Raw genomic sequence first — 18,123 nt, 5'->3', positions numbered from 1 at the left:
TACACTTTTCATCATCATTTGCGTCTCTTCTGTTTCCATTAACTTTCCATAAGGAACATCCAATAAAGCAGATAATGGATTTAAGGCAGAATTATATGCTACCTTTGCCCAGATTAAACCTTGAATATTTTCCGTGTATATCGTGGGAATACCTGATTTATTCATAGTTTCTGCAATATCACGCACAATCGTTTCATCGGGTCCTTGTTCTAACCTTCCTAATGCCGTAGGCTCGGCAATCACAGTTACCTGAACAAATCCGGGTTTCAAAACTCGACTACCAAAAATAACGCGGGCAGGAATTATTCTTCCCATCCCTACAAATTCCGCTATTTTTTCAACATTCCCTAATCCATTTTGATAGGAACATATCAATGTATTATCTGAAATAATCGGAAGAATATCGCGAACCGCTTGCTCCGTATCGTAAGATTTTACAGATAAAAGAATTAAATCTATTTGTCCTTTCCACTCATCTTGAACCTTTGTAAATATTGGCAAATTAGGGACATAGTGGTTTCCCCAAATACCCGAAATATATAGCCCCTCCCGCTGGATAGCATCTACCATCTCGGGTCTTCCGACAAGGATAACTTCGTGCCCTGCTTTTTTCATAAATCCACCCACAACACAACCTAAGGCACCTGCTCCAAATATCAAAATCTTCATTCATAATACTCCTTGGGGGAAAAATACTATCTATTTCCAATTTTCTTTAACGATATTTATTACCTCAGTAGGAAGATACGGTTTGCGAAGTAACCCAACTGCAATATCCCGATATTTTTCAGTTACTTCATCCATAGACCATATCCCCGAAAGAATAACAGGGATTTTGATTTCTTTTTGTTTTATTTCATCCAGAAATTCTTTCCATTCATTTTCATTAGAACCGACATCCAGAATTAGTATTTTAACCTCATACTCAGAAGAGTTTATTACCTCCATCGCTTTAACTTTATTCCTCACAGACAAAGCATCAAATCCTTTCATATTGAGGATTCTTCTTACTAATTCACCTATCGTTGTATCCCTATCAAAAATAAGCACTATTTCTTTTCTACATTTATCGGGTTCTCCAAGTTCTATTTCATCCAGATTTGTTTCTATCGGTGTATCAGAAGAAACCCATGGAAAAACAACATACATTTTCGTCCCAACACCTACTTTGCTTTCAACCTTCATACCTCCCTGATGACTGCGAACAATTCCTAATACGGATGACAATCCAAGTCCTCTACCTAAAAATTTACTGTTATAAAATGGTTCAAATATTTTATTTATATCTTTAGCATCGATACCACAGCCTGTATCTTCTACAACAATTTCCACATACTTTCCCTCGGGTAAATTCTTTCCATCTAAAATAAAAGAAGAAAAAATCTCTTTATTATATTCAACAACACGGGTAGAAATATCTATTAATCCTTCTCTGTTTCCTATTGCTTCCACAGAATTCGTTACAAGACTTAAAACTATTTGCCGTATTAATACTTCATCACATAATACCCGGGTCTCATCTTTACAAAGATTTATATTCAGTTTAACCTTTCTCTTTACAGTCGCATCCAATACTGGCAACATGCTTTCAATGATACTATTTATATTATGCATTTTCTTATGGACAGCAAAGCCTTTCCCTGCATAAATCATCATTTGTTTACATAATTCTTTTGCCTTATATATTGCATTTTCTATCTCTGCATGGTGCAGAACTATCCCATTAGGTATATTAGCTACTTCAAAAGGAAGTTCCGCTTCCTCCAAATCCAGATGCCCCTGCATAACCATTAACAAATTATTAAAATCATGAGCAATACCACCAACAATAGCACCTAAACTTTCCCATTTTTGTAACTGTATTAAATGTTCTTCTTGCTTTTTCCGTTCTGTAATATCTCGAAGTATCCCCGCAATACCTTTTACTTTTCCTCGTTGGGTATTAAGTGGGAAGAAAGAACTTTCAACTATTCTTTCTTCATCCATCTTATCTAATTTTAATTTCCACTCACACGAGCCTATATTTTTCTTCTTTTCTCTTATCTCATTAAGTAAATTTAGCAATTGGGGTTGTTCTTCTAACTCTACAAACTCAACAAATTTCCGATTTAATAATGACCGTAATCGAGTTTTTCCCAATATCTTTAAGAAAGAGGGGTTGGCAAACTTAATATTTCCTTCCAAATCCATCTCAAAATATCCTTCCGCCAAATTCTCAATTATTCCCCGATAGAATAATTCACTCTTCTTTAATTCGTCTTGTGCTATAACTTCTTCGGTTATATCTCGAATTAAACTATCATACCCTATAAAATTACCTTCTCTATCAAAAATAAGCAAAGAGGTATTTCGAACCCATCGTATTTGCCCATCTTTTCGAATAATTCGGTGAATAATAGGTGTCTGATATACCCCTTTTGCAATGGCATTTGCATAATTCAGAACGGCTTCTTTGTCTTCATCATAAACCATCGAATACCAGAGATTCGGATTTGCATAGAATTCTTCCGGTGTGTATCCGGTTACTGCTTCACATCCCGGAGAATGAATAGTTTCAACAACCTTCCCGTTTTCTACCTTTACATGATAGAAATAGTCTAAAATGGCTTCCACAATTCGGCGGTATCTCTCTTCGCTTTCTCGCAATTTCCGCTCCATTTTCAGCCGTTCACGAATATCTTCCCCTATAGATACAACCCATATACGGTTAAACATTGTTAGTTCTACAGGTACATCCAGCCAGCGAATAGAAACTTCCTGTCCATCTTTCGTAAATAAGGGATGTTCTCCCAAATAAGGTTTGGGATTTAAACGAATACTTTCCACATACTTTTTTACAGCAGTCTTCCATGCTTCCGGTATTACAAACTCCAGAAAATCTCTCCCTATTACCTCTGAAGATGAGTAACCTAATACTTTTTCGCCTTCTTTATTTAAACCTAAAATTTTTGTGCGATTGTCATCTGTAATTTCCCAGAAAAAAAACATAAGGGGAATATCTTTAAATATAAAACTTAACGCGTCGCCAAACATTTTAAGGTAGTCGCTATTTGTCTGCTCACATACAGGAGTTATGTCTACCCAACACCAGCCTGTCAGAAAATCCTCGTCGTTCTCTTGCAATATCCAACCCTCTAACATCGCCCATTTAGAAGACCCTTTTAGTGTTATAAAAGGATATTCATTTGCACAGATATGCCCTGTTTTCTTTATTTCTTCTAAAACCTCTGTGAAAGATTTTATGGGATGAATTACATCATTGATATATCTATTTTCAACAGATTCATTATTACTGTCTTCTGAAAATGGCACTTCCCATATAGATAGCATTTTTGCGTCTGCACTTAATATTTTCCCTTCTCCGTCCAATATCAAAAAACCCATGTTTGCATTCTCCCTAAGAAGGGATAGCCATTCCCCCATTTGAACATTTGATACCTTTAACGACATTGTCTTTTCCCTATCTAATAATTGGCATTATCCGAATTTAACTAAAATCTGTTTTTTTAACAATTAAATTTATTATAATGCTAATTATATTATACCTTATTCTTCGTTACATTTTGCAATAATTTTATTAAATCAATTGGACGATAAGGTTTTTGAATAAATCCTGAAGGTTTTACCTCTCCAAATTTCTGATTAATATCTTTTTCTGGGAAACCGCTACATAAAATAATCGGGATATTGTTGTCAATCTTTTTTATTTCTTGAAAAACTTCAAATCCATCTAATTCTGGCATTGTCAAATCGAGAATTACTGCTGTTAATTCGTTTTTATGTTGATTAAAAAGTTCTAACGCCTCTTTCCCATTTCTGGCTAAAATAGTCCTATAGCCAAATTTTGTAAGGGCTTCATTGGCTACTTCTAGCACACCTTCCTCATCATCAACTAATAAAACTGTGCTTGAAGTTTTATCTATTTCGCCCATCCCTTTTTCATGTTCTTTTTGTTCTTCCTCCCGTCCTGTTTTTTCTTCTTTTATTGTTTCAGAGATAGGGAAATAGACCTTAAAACAAGTTCCTTTACCGGGTTCACTATAAACATTTATAGTCCCTTTATGTCCACGAACAATTCCCAGAACAGAAGCAAGCCCCAAACCTCTTCCAGCAAATTTTGTTGAAAAGAAGGGGTCAAAAATTTTTGTTATCATTTCCTTACTCATTCCACAGCCTGTATCAGATACTTCGAGACAAATATATTTTCCAGGTTCAACCGGCTCTAAGAAATACGATTCCTTTATATGTTCTTGGCTCAAATCAACAACCTTTATTTGTATAACTATTTTGCCTGGAGATTCTCCGAGTGCTTCCGAAGCATTCGTAATTAGATTCATTAAAACCTGATGTAATTGAATGGCATCACCATAAATAGGGGGCAAATTATCGGGATAGTTATACTCGGCTGTTGCCTTTTTGGATATAATGGCAGAGAATAATGGCTTCATTTCATTAATCAATCGGGACAGATTAAGGGGTCTTGTTGTAATAACTCCTTTACCTGAATATGCTAACATTTGATTGGTTAATTCAGCAGCCCTTTGAGCGGATTCTTCAATTCTTTTGAGATAAGTTCGTATAGGAGAATCTTTAGGTAATCGTGCAAGAGCCAATCCTGCATTGCCCAGAATCCCCACTAATATATTGTTATAGTCATGTGCAATTCCTCCCGCAAGGATTCCTAAACTTTCTAACTTCTGTGCATGTAGAATTTGCTGTTCTAACCTTTTTCGCTCTTCTTCCGCCTTCTTTCGGTCTGTAATATCTCGGGCAATTCCCTGAATCCCTACAGGTTTTCCCTTTTCGAAGATAACTCTTGTGCTAATTTCCAGCGGTATTTTATGCCCGTCTTTAGCAATAATTTCAACTTCATACTTTGTAGGAGGAGCCCCTTCTAATTTCTTACGGATTCTTTCTTTTACCTCCTCATGGTATTCCGGGACAAGAATATCAAACACATTCATATTTAAAGCCTCTTCGAGGCTATATCCCGTAATAGCAACACCTGCTTTATTTAATGAAGTAAATTTACCTGTAAGATCATGGGTATAAACAATATCATTGGCATTCTCAAATAGTTCTTTATAGCGTTCCTCTGCTCTTTTTATAGTTTCAATGGCTTGCTTACGCCAGCGAATATCCCGAAGAAATACCATATAGAAGGAACGACTTGCAAGCAGGAAATGACCTATAATAAATTCTGTTGGAATTTTTTCCCCTTTTAAGTTCTCTATCTCAATTTCTCGAACATCGTCTGTTTTAATCTCTTCTTTTTGTCCTAATTTCTTTATCCATTCACACCAATCGGGAATAAAGCGTTGAATATTATGTTTTAATAGGTCTTCCTCATACTCAGCCCCTAATAAACGAATTCCACCCCGATTACTACCTATGATTTCACCTGTTTCTTCCACAGTAAGCAAGGCATAGGGAAGCATCCGCTCTAATAATTCATATTGACGCCCCTGTCTCCTTTGTAATTCTTGGACTCCATACCAAAGAAAGAGCCACCCTACCTCACAGGATATCGAATGTAAAAGAGGAAGAATTTCCTCATCGAGCATATCTTTTCGGGTTGTAGCGAGAACCACACAGCCCACAGGATTCTCACCGGTTCGCACGGGGATTGCAAAAATTTTTGCAAAACCTCGTTCACGCAAGTTAACCGGCAAACTATCTATCATAGAGGAAATATCTATTACATCATTACTGGAAAATATTGTTTCGATTACTAAATTATTGATAGGGACATTTTGTAATAATTTTGTAATTTTATCTTCCAAACCTTCCGCTGAAATTAAAGTAAGTTCTCTGGGATGTGCCTTAAAAATAACGCCAGCCTCCATAGCCGTCATTTCTATTGCACTATGCAAAATCTTTGAAAACGCTTCCTCCTCGGGGATACCGTGAACGAGGTCCTCACATAACCATTGGAATTGATTTTTTATAATTCGAATACCCCGAATAAACAACTTTTCCTTATGAGGTGTGCTTAATTCCTGACCCAACATAATCGTAGAGGGAATACCCTGTCCCTGCATCACAGGAAAACACGCCCATAACATTAATAATTTTTTCTTATCTTTTGTTAAAATCTCCCCTTCAAATATAACATCGTTGCTATTTGCCTCTAACCTATTTGCCTGAAACAATTGTATGGTTTCTTCTCTTATCTCATCCGGAACAAATGTTTCAAACCAATTTTTTCCTACGACTTCCGAAGGTATCCATCCTGTTAAATTCTTAATATATTCATTTACATACAGAACTTCTCCGGAAGAATCCATTTGAATGACCAGGATAGAGAGTCGTTCCAAGATTCTTAAAATATAGTCATTATCTTCTAAAAGGGTACTTGATAACTTACTCTCTGCAACGGGATAAATAAAAAACAATATTTTATGTAGACCCCTTTCTTTATCTTTTATGCGTATTCCAAAAGCACCCCAATTGACAATAGCACTACCGTTAGATTTTTTCTGAATTTTCTTTTTCCATAACTGCATCCAGTAAAGAGAGGAGGCTGGAATTACTTCTCCTCCTTGGGGATAACACACTTCAATAAATTCACTCAATAAATGTTCCTCTAATTTTACCCCTCGCACAGTTCCTATTAGCCGTTTCCTGGTCTCTTTATCACAATATTCAATTGTTCCCTTTTCTGAGCAAACAAGGAAACTTACTGATGAGCCTTTTAATAATCGAATTATATCTCTTATTTTCAAGAGTGACATTATTTATTCCAATATATTTTGTTTATACAAATCATTCTCTTATTGTCTTATTAATTAATACAACCAAACTAACATTCCGTTCGACTTATTTATATTGTAACCTTTATAAAACAGCCTTGTAAATATTTTTTTATTCATTACTTGGAAAAAGAGGGGGAATATAAGAACCTGGAGGAGTTAAACCAAAATGTTTATAGGCTAATGGGGTAGCAACTCTTCCTTGTGGGGTCCTTTTCATAAAGCCAATCTGAATAAGATATGGTTCATGAACTTCTTCAATGGTTTGCCGTTCCTCTCCAATTGCAACCGCCAGAGAATTTAAACCCACAGGACCCCCTGAAAACTTTTCAATAACCGTTTTTATTAACATACGGTCCATATCATCCAGACCGAGGTCATCAATTCGAAGAAGTTTCAGTGCAGAGTTTGCTATAGATAGGGTAATTGTGCCATCTCCTTTCACCTGTGCATAATCTCTAACCCTCCTTAGTAATCGGTTCGCAATACGGGCTGTACCCCGTGAACGCCTTGCAATCTCTAAAGAGGCTTCTTCATCTATCGGCACATTTAAAATACGGGCTGAACGAAGTACTATTGTTTGTAATTCCTGAGGTGAATAGAAATCAAGACGGCATGAATCTCCGAATCGTGCCCGTAATGGAGGTGTTAACAAACCAGCACGCGTTGTAGCCCCTATCAGAGTGAAAGGTTTTAACCCTAACTTTATGGAACGGGCAGTAGGTCCTTTCCCTAACATAATGTCAATTTCAAAATCTTCCATTGCAGAGTATAAAGTTTCCTCAACCGCTCGATTTAATCGGTGTATTTCATCAATAAACAAAATATCGAATTCATTCAGTCCCGTAAGTATTGCTGATAAATCTGCCTGCCGTTCTAATACAGGTCCAGAAGTTTGGTGAATAGCCACGCCCATTTCATTGGCTAAAATACGGGCAAGCGTTGTTTTCCCCAAACCGGGAGGACCATAAAGCAAAATATGGTCTAATGGTTCTTTTCTCTGCTTTGCCGCATAAATAGAAATTAATAATTTTTCTTTTACGGGTTCCTGTCCGGGAAAGTCTTGCAACCGCTGGGGTCGAATCTGTTCATCAAATACAGATTCATCTTCTATTGGCTCCGGTGCAAATATATGCTCCGAATTCATGAAATAGGTCCTCCTTTCAGGTATTGCAACGATGTCCGTATTAAATCCTCGATACTGGCATTGTCTCCTAATTGTTTTCTTGCGAATGTAACGGCATTTTTAGCCTCATTTGCAGAACAACCCATTGACAACATTGCTTGATATACTTCATCGCTATCAATAATTTTCTCTTCCGGTGGGCTTAACAGGGCAGATAACTCCGTATCCTCCCCCATCTTATTACGAAATTCTAAAATTAAACGCTGGGCTGTTTTTTTCCCAATTCCCGGTGCCGTGGCAATTAAATTGTAATCATTCTCCATAACAGCCTGTCGAAATTCATTCACAGAAAGGGTAGATAATACAGCCATTGCCATTTTGGGACCTATCCCACTTATGGAAACAAGCCTTTGAAAAAGCAACTTTTGCTCATCGTTCTCAAAAGCATAAATATCCACAGAGTCTTCACGCCATACCGTATGAACGGGAAATAGGGCTTCCTCATCCAAATGCACCTTGTTTAATAGGTTCACAGGCACATTCAACAAATACCCTACCCCGTGAATATCCAATACCAATGTATTGGCACGAATCTTGGTTATAACTCCACGAAGGTAATCAAACATATATGCTCCTTGTTGCAATGTAACTGTTTTAATAGTAAATACTGGGTATTATTTATGTATTATTATAGAATATTTGTTACATTTATATATTGCTTTGACAAAGCATAATATAAAGAAATGCTTATACTTTACGAATTTGCCTTGTCTTCATTTTACAATATTTACTCGTTGACACATATAAAGGACTTTCATTATGAAAATAAAATCATTTCTTGTATTTTTTGTTTCATTTCTATTTGTTCTATCTTTCTTTTCTTTTCCAGAACCCCAGAGTGATAAACCACAGCCAACAAATGTAGATGTTCAGGATGCTCAGAATGTCTCTCCTTCTCAACAAGTATCACCCATAGAAGTCCAAATAAAAGATAATAAAACCCAACAGACCTCTACTCTGGTGATTAACCCGAATGAAAAATTATATCAAGAAATACAGGAAATGAAAATCTCTCTACAACAAATACAACAATCTTTAGATTATTTAGTCAATCATGTTATTGCCGACCTGGAAGCGGAAAATCAACAATTGAAAGCCACTTTACAAACTTATGGAATAAATCCTATTCCTCAGGATGCGGTTCGTAGTGCATCTCCTAATAAATATATCCCTGGAAGTCCTACAAACGAGATTCTTTCGCCACCTGTTCCACCGTCAAATACAGACACAAAGGTAGAAAATAATCCTGCTTCTCCAAAAGAATTTTATTTTCGTATCTTGGAAGAATGGGGGAGAAATCCAGATGTTGTTAAACAAATGAATTCAAACGCTTCAACAATTAAAGGAATTATTGGGGTAGTTCCTTATGGAAGCCCAAAAGAAAAATTACAAGAGTTAGCCCGTGGACTCCGATTAAAATATGACAAATATGACAACATCAATATTGAAATTTTTGATGATGAAGCATCAGCAAAAGAATATATTGAGAAAAATATAAAGAATAAAGAACATAATGTTTTAAGCATTTCCAAACACAAAGAAAGTGGGCGGGATATAATTTCAATTTACGGGATTAACGAATCCTCTATAACCTCTCTTGAACCTACCCTACCTCCTGAGAACTAACTCATTTGTAAAGGTAAAAAAAACAATTTGACATTATCCATACAATTATGGTATTACTTTTAAACATATTAGTAATACCGTTAAATTAACATGAACCCTTCAGGAGGTTAAAACATGAAAAGAACAGGCTTTACTCTCATTGAACTTCTTGTCGTCATCGCTATTATCGGCATTCTCGCTGCTATATTACTTCCTGCTTTAGCAAGGGCACGAGAAGCAGCCCGTCGGTCCAGTTGTCAGAACAATCTGAAACAATTTGGACTATCTTTTAAAATGTATGCTAACGAAGCAAAAGGAGAACGATTTCCTCCGTTACAACCTTTTACAAATCCTAATGGTGCTCCTTTATTCGCTGCACCCGACCCGGAGGGTTTTTTCCCCGAATATATGAATGACTTAAATACTGCAAAATGTCCATCAGATACAGCAGTAGATGCTGCTGGTCAATATGTCGCTGCACGTATCCCCGATGGTTCTATTGAAGACCATATAAAAGCAGCCGAAGCCAACGGCGATTTACTTAGTCAACGATATTTCCGTGCTGCCGCATTAGGTCATTCTTATTGGTATCATGGTTTCGCTATTACAAATGTTGAGGAATTCTATGGAATGTGGAACGCAACAGGAACTCTTGGAGAAATAGAAATCATTCCGCCAGGAACGATTATCGGTGTAAACCCTGTAACGGCTCCTGTAAAAAGGAAAAATTTCGATAATGATATTCCCGTTACTACCAAGCTACCCTGGACTGCCATCCTTGGAAAAGGCTTTGCCACAACCAATAATTGTGCCCGTTTACGCGAAGGTATTGAACGATTTGCTATTACAGACATAAACAATCCCGCGGCTTCTGCTCAGGCTCAAAGTGAAATCATAATCATGTTTGATACCTTTGGAAATCCCAATGATTCAGCAACTACAGCAGGTGGCGTTGTCTTTAACCACATGCCCGGTGGATGTAATGTCCTCTATATGGATGGACATGTTGAGTTTATCCGTTATCCTTCCAAATTCCCTGTTATAGATGATAAGGACCACAACTATGGAATACCCCGACAGGTAGGGCACTTCGGATTGCAATAATATTCAGGATTTACAGATATGAAATTCTTTTCAATCTTTACTTCTTATAGGCTCCTAATCGTTTTAGCAGTGCTGTACAACATGTGGGGCGGTCTTCTCTTATCGCCCCACATGTATGCAGATGAACCTCTCGTTGTTGGAACCTCTGCAATATACTCTGCTGTTAAAGACCTTAGCGGGAAAGATTCCGAATTAGCTATTGTTGTCCCACCTGACTTATGTCCGGGGCATTTTGACCTTAAACCTGGTGATATAGAAAAATTCATTAATGCTAAGTTAGTTATTTTACATACTTGGCAAAAGGATTTACCTTCAATTAAAAGTCTTATCCATGGGACAAATCCACCACCTGAAAAGATTGCATATATTCAGGTTGAAGGGAATTGGTTAGTCCCCCAAAACTACATTAAAGGATTGGAACAAATCGGCAAAGTTTTAATAAAAGCAGGTTTACTTTCCGAAGAAAATTTCAAAAAACAATTTGATAAAAGAAAAAAAGAAATTGACAATTTTGAGCAACAAGCCCTCAAAAGTATAAAAGATATCCATCCTGAAAATATCCCCCTCATTGTTTCTGCTTTTCAAAGTGATTTTGTCAATTGGTTAGGCTTTAAGGTGGTTGATACATTTCCCCGAGCAGAAGAAATAAACCTTTCTGTTTGGGGAAATTTTTTAAAAAAGGGAAAAGAAGAGAATGTGAAAATTGTTGTTGAAAATCAACAAAGCGGTGAAATAGACCTTGTTAAAAGGCTATCCACAGAACTGAATGCTCAATCAACTATTTTGTCCAGTTTTCCTTATGCGTGTTCAAGTTGCAATTCATGGGAGGCAAGTGTGCAAAATAATATAAATTCCTTACGGGAAGCCATTAAAAAGACACATTAAAAATTGATTATAGTTTCATGATATCTGAAATAAATTCTAAATATGTAATTGAATTGCAGAATGTTAGTGTCTATTACAACAGTCATACGGCACTTGACAATGTAACACTTTCATTTTGTTCGGGGGAATTTGCTGTTATTTTAGGACCTAATGGTTCAGGGAAAACTACTCTGTTAAAGGTTTTATCGGGTTTATGTAGAACTCAAAAAGGTTCTGTAAAAATTTTAGGGCAAACCCCATCCTCTTATAATTTCCTTTTACGGAGGAAAATTGCTCATGTAGCACAGATAGAAGCCGTAGACCCCAGACTTCCGATAACTGTTCGGGAATCTGTAGCCGCGGGGAGGGCAGGTATATGTGGATTAGGCCGACCGCTTACCCGTGAGGATTGGCAACTTGTGGATTCCTTAATAGAACGGGTTGGTATATCCCATCTTGCCAATAAACCGATGGGACATCTCTCTGGTGGGGAACGACAAAAAACAGCCATTGCCCGCGCACTTGCACAGCAGGCTCCTATTCTACTACTTGATGAACCTACCGCTTCTATTGACCCTAATGCCCAAAAAGATATTTTAGATTTATTAGAACATAAAGTAGATTTACATTCCTTTACCACTTTGTATGTTACTCATGAAATAGCAATGATGCCCAACCGTTGTGACCGTATTATTATGTTACAAAAAGGTAAAGTTTGGGCTGATGGTAAGCCCGAAGAACTTTTACTTGAAGAAAAGTTAGAGGAACTTTATGGTGGGAATGGATTCTGCTGTTCAAGCAGATTTGGGTTTCATCATTCACATCATTAAAAGAGAATTATATTCATGCACGAGATATTAGGAATACCTGAATATTTATGGCGACCTATACTTGCAGGCTTTTTTTCAGGGATTGCTTGCAGTATAGTCGGCGTTTTTATTGTAACAATGCACCTTTCCTTTTTAGGGATTTGTATTGCCCACTCTGCTTTCACTGGGGCATTATTTAGTCTATGGATAGGCTGGAACCCTCTGGCGGGAGCTATTCTTTTTAGCCTTATCGCATCTGCTATCGTTGGTCCCTTGGCTGACCGCGGTGAATTAAGCCCGGATACCTCCACAGGTATTGTGTTTTCCACTATGTTAGGATTGGCTTTCCTCTTTTTAGGTCTTATACCCGGTTCCAAAGCAAGTGCATTGAGCCTTTTCTGGGGAAATATTTTGACCGTCTCAAGGATGGACATTTTTATTTTGGCAGGAGTTGCTACCTTCCTGATAATCCTTTTTACTGTTTTTTATAAAGAAATACATATGGTCCTATGCCATCGGCAAGTAGCCATTTATGTAGGAATCCCTTCCGCACTCATCTTTTACTTACTCATTATCGCTACAGGCTTAACCATCGCTGTTTCTTTACAAACTGTTGGCGGATTACTCATTTACAGCCTGCTATTAAATCCTTCCGCATCGGCGTATCAACTCACTTACCGATTCAAATATATGCTAATCCTTTCTATCCTGTTTGGAATCAGCTCCTGTTGGGGAGGCATTGCTGTATCTTACAAATTCAATCTTCCGACAGGTGCAACTATCATACTTATATCCTCTTTTATATTCATTCTCTCCGCACTTTTATCACCAAAAAAACAAATAAAAAGGGGCAAAAATGAATAGCATTCCAATCCAAAATCATCCTCATACACACCAACACCATAAAGAAATAGAACACTTTTTCAATAATCATGCTCCCAACTGGGACAGTTATAAAACAAAAGAAGAACTACAAGCCATTGAAAATCTATTAAGCCTTGTAAATATTCCACAAAACAGTATTATCATTGACATCGGTTGTGGCACGGGAATTCTTGTCCCTTATCTTCTTAAACACATTAAAAACAGCGGATTAATCATCGAAACAGACCTCTCTCCCCAGATGATTCAATACGGAAAAAATAAATTCAAAAACAACTCCTATACCGCCTGGCTCATAGCCGATGCCCACGACCTACCTGTCAAAGACCATTCCGTAAACGCTATTATCTGTTTTTCCGTTTTCCCCCACTTGATAAACCAACAAAAAGCAATGATAGAACATGCCCGAATCCTCGCCCCTAACGGGATTTGGGTCCTTTGCCACACAAAACCACGAAGAGAAATCAACAAATTTCACAAAAACCTCGGCGGTATCGTCGGAAATCACATCATTCCCGACAAAAAAACCATCCTCAACATGCTCAAACAAGCCCAACTCAAACTCCAATACTTCCAGGACAATTCCAACGGCTACCTCCTCATCGCCTCACCCCAGACGAGTAAATAACTCAATATAAATACAAATTAATTACCTATGTTTCATAGTTTTTCAAATAAAGTTTCAACTCAACAATGACAGTTTGCTACGTCAAATTAAACATATAGGTAAGAACATATAAAGCAATCCCTGTTAGTTTTTGCTTTCAGTTCCCATTATAACAGTAGCTCAAATGAGGCTCAGTTCCTATTATAACTTATACTAAAAAGGATATTAGGACTAATATTATTACAAATTTATTAAAGGATTAATTAAAAAAACTGTAAAGCATGAATAATACAGGACTTTTAGATAAAAATTTCATAATACCATGAAGAACATCAAAAAAGATGAACAAAAATATTTTCAAACCTTACATACCCTAATTTTTCATTTTGATGGCTTGATGTTAAATAGGTTAATATTTCACCTTATAAAATATAAATCTATTCCTTATATATTAATCTGCTTACACCCTGCAGAAGTATAAATATTATTTTACAGTCAAAACGAATAGTAATGGCGGGATGCAAAAACTTTTTCATTTCAAATAGTATCTTCTATTTTTGGTATAATTTTTACCAATTATCTTAAACAATATAAGAAAGGGCATACATAATGAATACGGGTATTTCTATTTTTGACCTAACGGGAAAAGTCGCTGTTGTAACAGGTGGAGCGGGTGTTCTTGGCAATGCTATGGTTCAAGGTTTAGCACGAGCCGGTGCCTCGGTAGCGATTGTAGATGTCTTGCTTGACAAAGCCCAGCAACTAAAACAAGAGATTGAAAGTCAGGGAGGGAAAGCACTTGCCTTGTATATGGATGCTTTCAATAAAGAGACTATTGAGGAATGTGCACAAACAATAGTCAAAGAATGGGGGAAAATTGATATTTTAGTCAATGGTGTAGGTGGAAATATGAAACAAGCCACGACTTCACCCGAATTAAGTTTTTTTGATATACCTGCGGATGCTTTCCAGAAAGTTGTTAATTTAAATTTGTTAGGTGGGGCAATTATCCCTTCTCAGGTATTTGGCAAATATATGATAAAAAATACAGAGGGTGGTTCTATCATTAATATTGCGTCCATGAACGCCATTCGCCCCTTAACGCGTATTCCTGGATATAGTGCTGCAAAATCGGCTGTTGCCAATTTTACACAGTGGTTAGCCGTCCACTTTGCCCAGGAATATAATCCTAAATTAAGAGTTAATGCTATAGCCCCAGGATTTTTCCTCAGCGAACAAAATCGTTATTTGTTAATTGATGAAAAGACAGGAGAACCTACTCCGCGTGGTAAAACAATATTAGCCCACACACCTATGGGTCGTTATGGAGACCCATCAGACCTCATAGGGACACTCATCTGGCTTGCCAGTGATGCATCGAAATTCGTCACAGGCATCATAGTTCCTGTTGACGGTGGTTTTTCAGCCTTTTCTGGTGTATAAAAAAACAATATATCAAAAAAAGAAGGAATAAAAAATGAAAGAAGATATTCAAAAATTATTAGACCACAAACCTACCTCTCCATTTTTAATAGCCATTGATTCCGATGGTTGTGCCTTCGACACGATGGAATTAAAGCAAAAAGAATGTTTTACCCCGAATACAATTAAGTATTGGAATCTCCAAGCCATTTCTAAATATGCGCGTGAGGCATGCGAATTCGTAAATCTGTATTCCAAATGGCGTGGAGCCAATCGCTTTCCTGCTCTTATTAAGGTTTTTGACCTATTGTCTGACTGGGACAAAGTCAAAGCAAGAAAAGTCCAGATTCCTCATACTCCAAATTTACGAAAATGGATTGAGACCGAAACAAAATTAGGTAATCCTGCGTTGGAGGCTTACTGTAAAGAACATCCCGAACAGGAAGATATGCAAATAACACTCCAATGGAGCAAAGCCGTTAATAAAACCGTTGAAGATATTGTTAAAGGCGGTTTACCCCCTTTCCCGTATGTTGAAGAATGCCTCCAGAAATGTCAGGGAAACGCAGATATTATGGTATGTTCTCAAACCCCGACCGAAGCACTTATACGCGAATGGCAAGAACAAGACCTCGCAAAGTATGTTTTCGTTATTTGTGGACAGGAAATAGGCACAAAGGCGGAACATATAAAATTTGCTTCCGAAAATAGATATGAAAAGAATCATATTTTAATGATTGGCGATGCTTACGGTGACCTGAAAGCGGCTCGTGCCAATAACGCACTATTCTTCCCTATTAACCCCGGTTACGAAGAAGAGTCCTGGCAACGACTTTACGAAGAAGGATTAGACCGTTTCTTTAACGGCACCTATGAAGGTGAGTATGAAACCACCCTTATTAAAGAATTCGATAAATATCTCCCCGAAACTCCTCCATGGAAAAGATAACCATTTACCCATAAAATAAATATCCTAAGTATGTTAATTATTGCAGATGAAAATATTCCTTATGTCAAAGAAGGTTTCGCCGAATTTGGTGATGTTGTTACAGTTCACGGCAGAAAAATAACAAAAGATATAATCAAAAATGCAGATATTTTGTTAGTCCGTTCCATCACAAAAGTCAATGCAGACCTTATTGATGGAACATCCATTCGTTTTGTTGGAACAGCCACAATCGGTTATGACCACATTGACCTTGCTTATTTGAACTCTAAAGGCATTACATTTTCCAGTGCGCCCGGTTCTAATGCCAATAGTGTTGCGGAATATGTGGTTTCTGCACTGCTTGAATTGGAACAAAATCATGGATATAAATTACAAGGTAAAAAGATAGGAATTGTAGGCGTAGGAAATGTGGGCTCTCGCGTCGCTAAAAAGGTCCCTGCATTAGGACTATTCCCTGTACTTTGTGACCCACCTCTTGCAGAAAAAATCAATAATCATCCATTGTTTGAATCTTTTGAAAACATTCTGGATTGCGACATTATCACCTTCCATGTTCCATTAGAAAAAACGGGACAGTATCCGACCTACCATATAGCAGATAAAAATTTCTTTGCAAAACTAAAAAAAAGCACCGTGCTTATTAATACATCCCGTGGTGCCGTTGTAGAAACAGAATCGCTATTTAATGCAATTGAGCAAGAAACCATTTCTCATTCAATTATTGATGTCTGGGAAAACGAACCGAATATAAATATTGACCTGTTAAAGAAAGTAACTATAGGAACTCCTCACATAGCAGGATATTCTTTTGATGGTAAGGTAAATGGAACCTATCAGTTATATACATCTCTATGTCGCTTTCTAAATCGAACACCAACATGGGACTATAAAAAAATTCTACAGGACCCACCCTACAAAGAAATCCTTGTATCAACAAATGAGCCTATGCTACTCCATTCCATAGTCCATAAAATATACGATATAACCGCTGACGATAAATCGTTACGAGAAATACAGGAAAAAGATGTAAAGGAACGCGGTCCTTTTTTTGACCTTTTACGAAAAAATTATCCTGTCCGCAGGGAATTTCATAACACATCTATTCGTTTTAATCAAGATAACCCTATTTTAGCAAATCAATTGGAAAGATTGGGCTTCAAAATAATAAGGGACAAAAAATGATTCAACAATGCGTTGCAGAAAAAGGTTTTTTAAAGCCCGAAGAGATTACCCAATTTGTTTATAAAACCTGTTCCGAATTAAATGTTCAGGGGAAGAAAGTTCTTGTTATCATTCCTGACCAAACCCGTAGTATGCCCATGCCCTTAATGTTTCGAGTTTTAACAGAGGCATTATCTAAAAAAACCCATCAATTGGACTATATTATTGCATTAGGCACCCATCCCCCTTTAACGGAAGATATGATTTTCAAACTATTAGGTATTACATACGAGGAAAAACATACAACTTACAAGAACATTAACATTTTCAATCATGCATGGCAGGACAAAAATGTTCTACACCTTTTAGGGATTATATCCCAAGATAAAATTCATGAGTTTTCCAATGGCTTGCTTAATCAGGAAGTCCCTGTCCAGATTAATCGTATAATTCTTGATTACGATGTTCTCATTATCGTAGGACCTGTATTCCCTCATGAAGTTGTCGGTTTTAGTGGTGGAAATAAATATTTCTTTCCGGGAATTTCCGGTCCTGATTTCTTAAATGTATTTCACTGGTTAGGAGCCTTAATCACAAATATTAAGATTAACGGTGTCAAACATACTCCTGTCCGCCGATTAATTGACTATGCAAGTAGTATGATACAAAAAGAGAAATACTGTTTTGCATTAAATGTCGAGCATGATAAAACCCGCGCTATTTTTTTTGGAACTCCTGAAGAAGCATGGAGTATTGCGGCAGACCTATCCTAGAAAACTCAT

At 37.1% G+C, this 18,123-nt stretch carries 15 protein-coding genes; 10 read left to right on the top strand and 5 right to left on the bottom strand.

The window, feature by feature from the left end; translation table 11 throughout:
• The 5 genes from PLA12_11250 to ruvA all read right to left on the bottom strand — a co-directional run.
• Positions 1-669, bottom strand: a 669-nt coding sequence (locus PLA12_11250; GenBank protein ID HOQ33074.1) for a ketopantoate reductase family protein, incomplete at its 3' end; no start/stop codon positions are given.
• Positions 670-699: 30 nt separating this feature from the next.
• Positions 700-3,450, bottom strand: a complete 2,751-nt coding sequence (locus PLA12_11245; protein HOQ33073.1) for a PAS domain S-box protein — start codon at positions 3,448-3,450, stop codon at positions 700-702.
• An 89-nt stretch (positions 3,451-3,539) separates the two neighbouring features.
• Positions 3,540-6,734, bottom strand: a complete 3,195-nt coding sequence (locus PLA12_11240) for a PAS domain S-box protein (GenBank protein HOQ33072.1) — start codon at positions 6,732-6,734, stop codon at positions 3,540-3,542.
• A 130-nt stretch (positions 6,735-6,864) separates the two neighbouring features.
• Positions 6,865-7,899, bottom strand: a complete 1,035-nt coding sequence (gene ruvB / locus PLA12_11235) for a Holliday junction branch migration DNA helicase RuvB (protein ID HOQ33071.1) — start codon at positions 7,897-7,899, stop codon at positions 6,865-6,867.
• Positions 7,896-8,504, bottom strand: a complete 609-nt coding sequence (gene ruvA, locus PLA12_11230; protein HOQ33070.1) for a Holliday junction branch migration protein RuvA — start codon at positions 8,502-8,504, stop codon at positions 7,896-7,898. The genes ruvB and ruvA overlap by 4 nt, the downstream gene beginning before the upstream one ends.
• A gap of 193 nt (positions 8,505-8,697) precedes the next feature.
• Here ruvA and PLA12_11225 point away from each other — a divergent pair, with 193 nt between their 5' ends.
• The 10 genes from PLA12_11225 (at position 8,698) to PLA12_11180 (ending at position 18,114) form a co-directional block, all read left to right on the top strand.
• Positions 8,698-9,564, top strand: a complete 867-nt coding sequence (locus tag PLA12_11225; protein HOQ33069.1) for a hypothetical protein — start codon at positions 8,698-8,700, stop codon at positions 9,562-9,564.
• 114 nt (positions 9,565-9,678) lie between these two features.
• The gene (locus PLA12_11220; GenBank protein HOQ33068.1) at positions 9,679-10,647 is read left to right on the top strand and encodes a DUF1559 domain-containing protein; all 969 of its coding nucleotides are present in this window, start codon (positions 9,679-9,681) and stop codon (positions 10,645-10,647) included.
• A gap of 18 nt (positions 10,648-10,665) precedes the next feature.
• On the top strand, positions 10,666-11,532 hold the full coding sequence (locus PLA12_11215; GenBank protein ID HOQ33067.1) for a zinc ABC transporter substrate-binding protein: 867 nt from the start codon (positions 10,666-10,668) through the stop codon (positions 11,530-11,532).
• 17 nt (positions 11,533-11,549) lie between these two features.
• Entirely contained in the window at positions 11,550-12,341 is a 792-nt protein-coding gene (locus tag PLA12_11210) for an ABC transporter ATP-binding protein (GenBank protein HOQ33066.1), read from the top strand.
• A 15-nt stretch (positions 12,342-12,356) separates the two neighbouring features.
• Positions 12,357-13,184, top strand: coding sequence for a metal ABC transporter permease (locus PLA12_11205; protein ID HOQ33065.1), 828 nt, complete (start codon positions 12,357-12,359; stop codon positions 13,182-13,184).
• The gene (locus tag PLA12_11200) at positions 13,177-13,830 is read left to right on the top strand and encodes a methyltransferase domain-containing protein (GenBank protein HOQ33064.1); all 654 of its coding nucleotides are present in this window, start codon (positions 13,177-13,179) and stop codon (positions 13,828-13,830) included. Before PLA12_11205 ends, PLA12_11200 begins: the two co-directional genes overlap by 8 nt.
• 588 nt (positions 13,831-14,418) lie before the next feature.
• Positions 14,419-15,252 carry an SDR family oxidoreductase gene (locus PLA12_11195; GenBank protein HOQ33063.1) on the top strand — a complete coding sequence of 278 codons (834 nt, stop codon included), beginning with the start codon at positions 14,419-14,421 and terminating at the stop codon, positions 15,250-15,252.
• Positions 15,253-15,286: 34 nt separating this feature from the next.
• Complete coding sequence (locus PLA12_11190; GenBank protein ID HOQ33062.1) at positions 15,287-16,180, top strand: HAD hydrolase-like protein; 894 nt, start codon at positions 15,287-15,289, stop codon at positions 16,178-16,180.
• A gap of 30 nt (positions 16,181-16,210) precedes the next feature.
• The gene (pdxB, locus tag PLA12_11185) at positions 16,211-17,362 is read left to right on the top strand and encodes a 4-phosphoerythronate dehydrogenase PdxB (protein HOQ33061.1); all 1,152 of its coding nucleotides are present in this window, start codon (positions 16,211-16,213) and stop codon (positions 17,360-17,362) included.
• Entirely contained in the window at positions 17,359-18,114 is a 756-nt protein-coding gene (locus PLA12_11180) for a lactate racemase domain-containing protein (protein ID HOQ33060.1), read from the top strand. The genes pdxB and PLA12_11180 overlap by 4 nt, the downstream gene beginning before the upstream one ends.
• Positions 18,115-18,123: the final 9 nt, after the last annotated feature.

Source organism: Candidatus Hydrogenedens sp. (assembly GCA_035378955.1).
In the GTDB taxonomy this organism is placed as follows: domain Bacteria; phylum Hydrogenedentota; class Hydrogenedentia; order Hydrogenedentales; family Hydrogenedentaceae; genus Hydrogenedens.
This window is presented reverse-complemented; position numbering and strand designations above follow the sequence as displayed.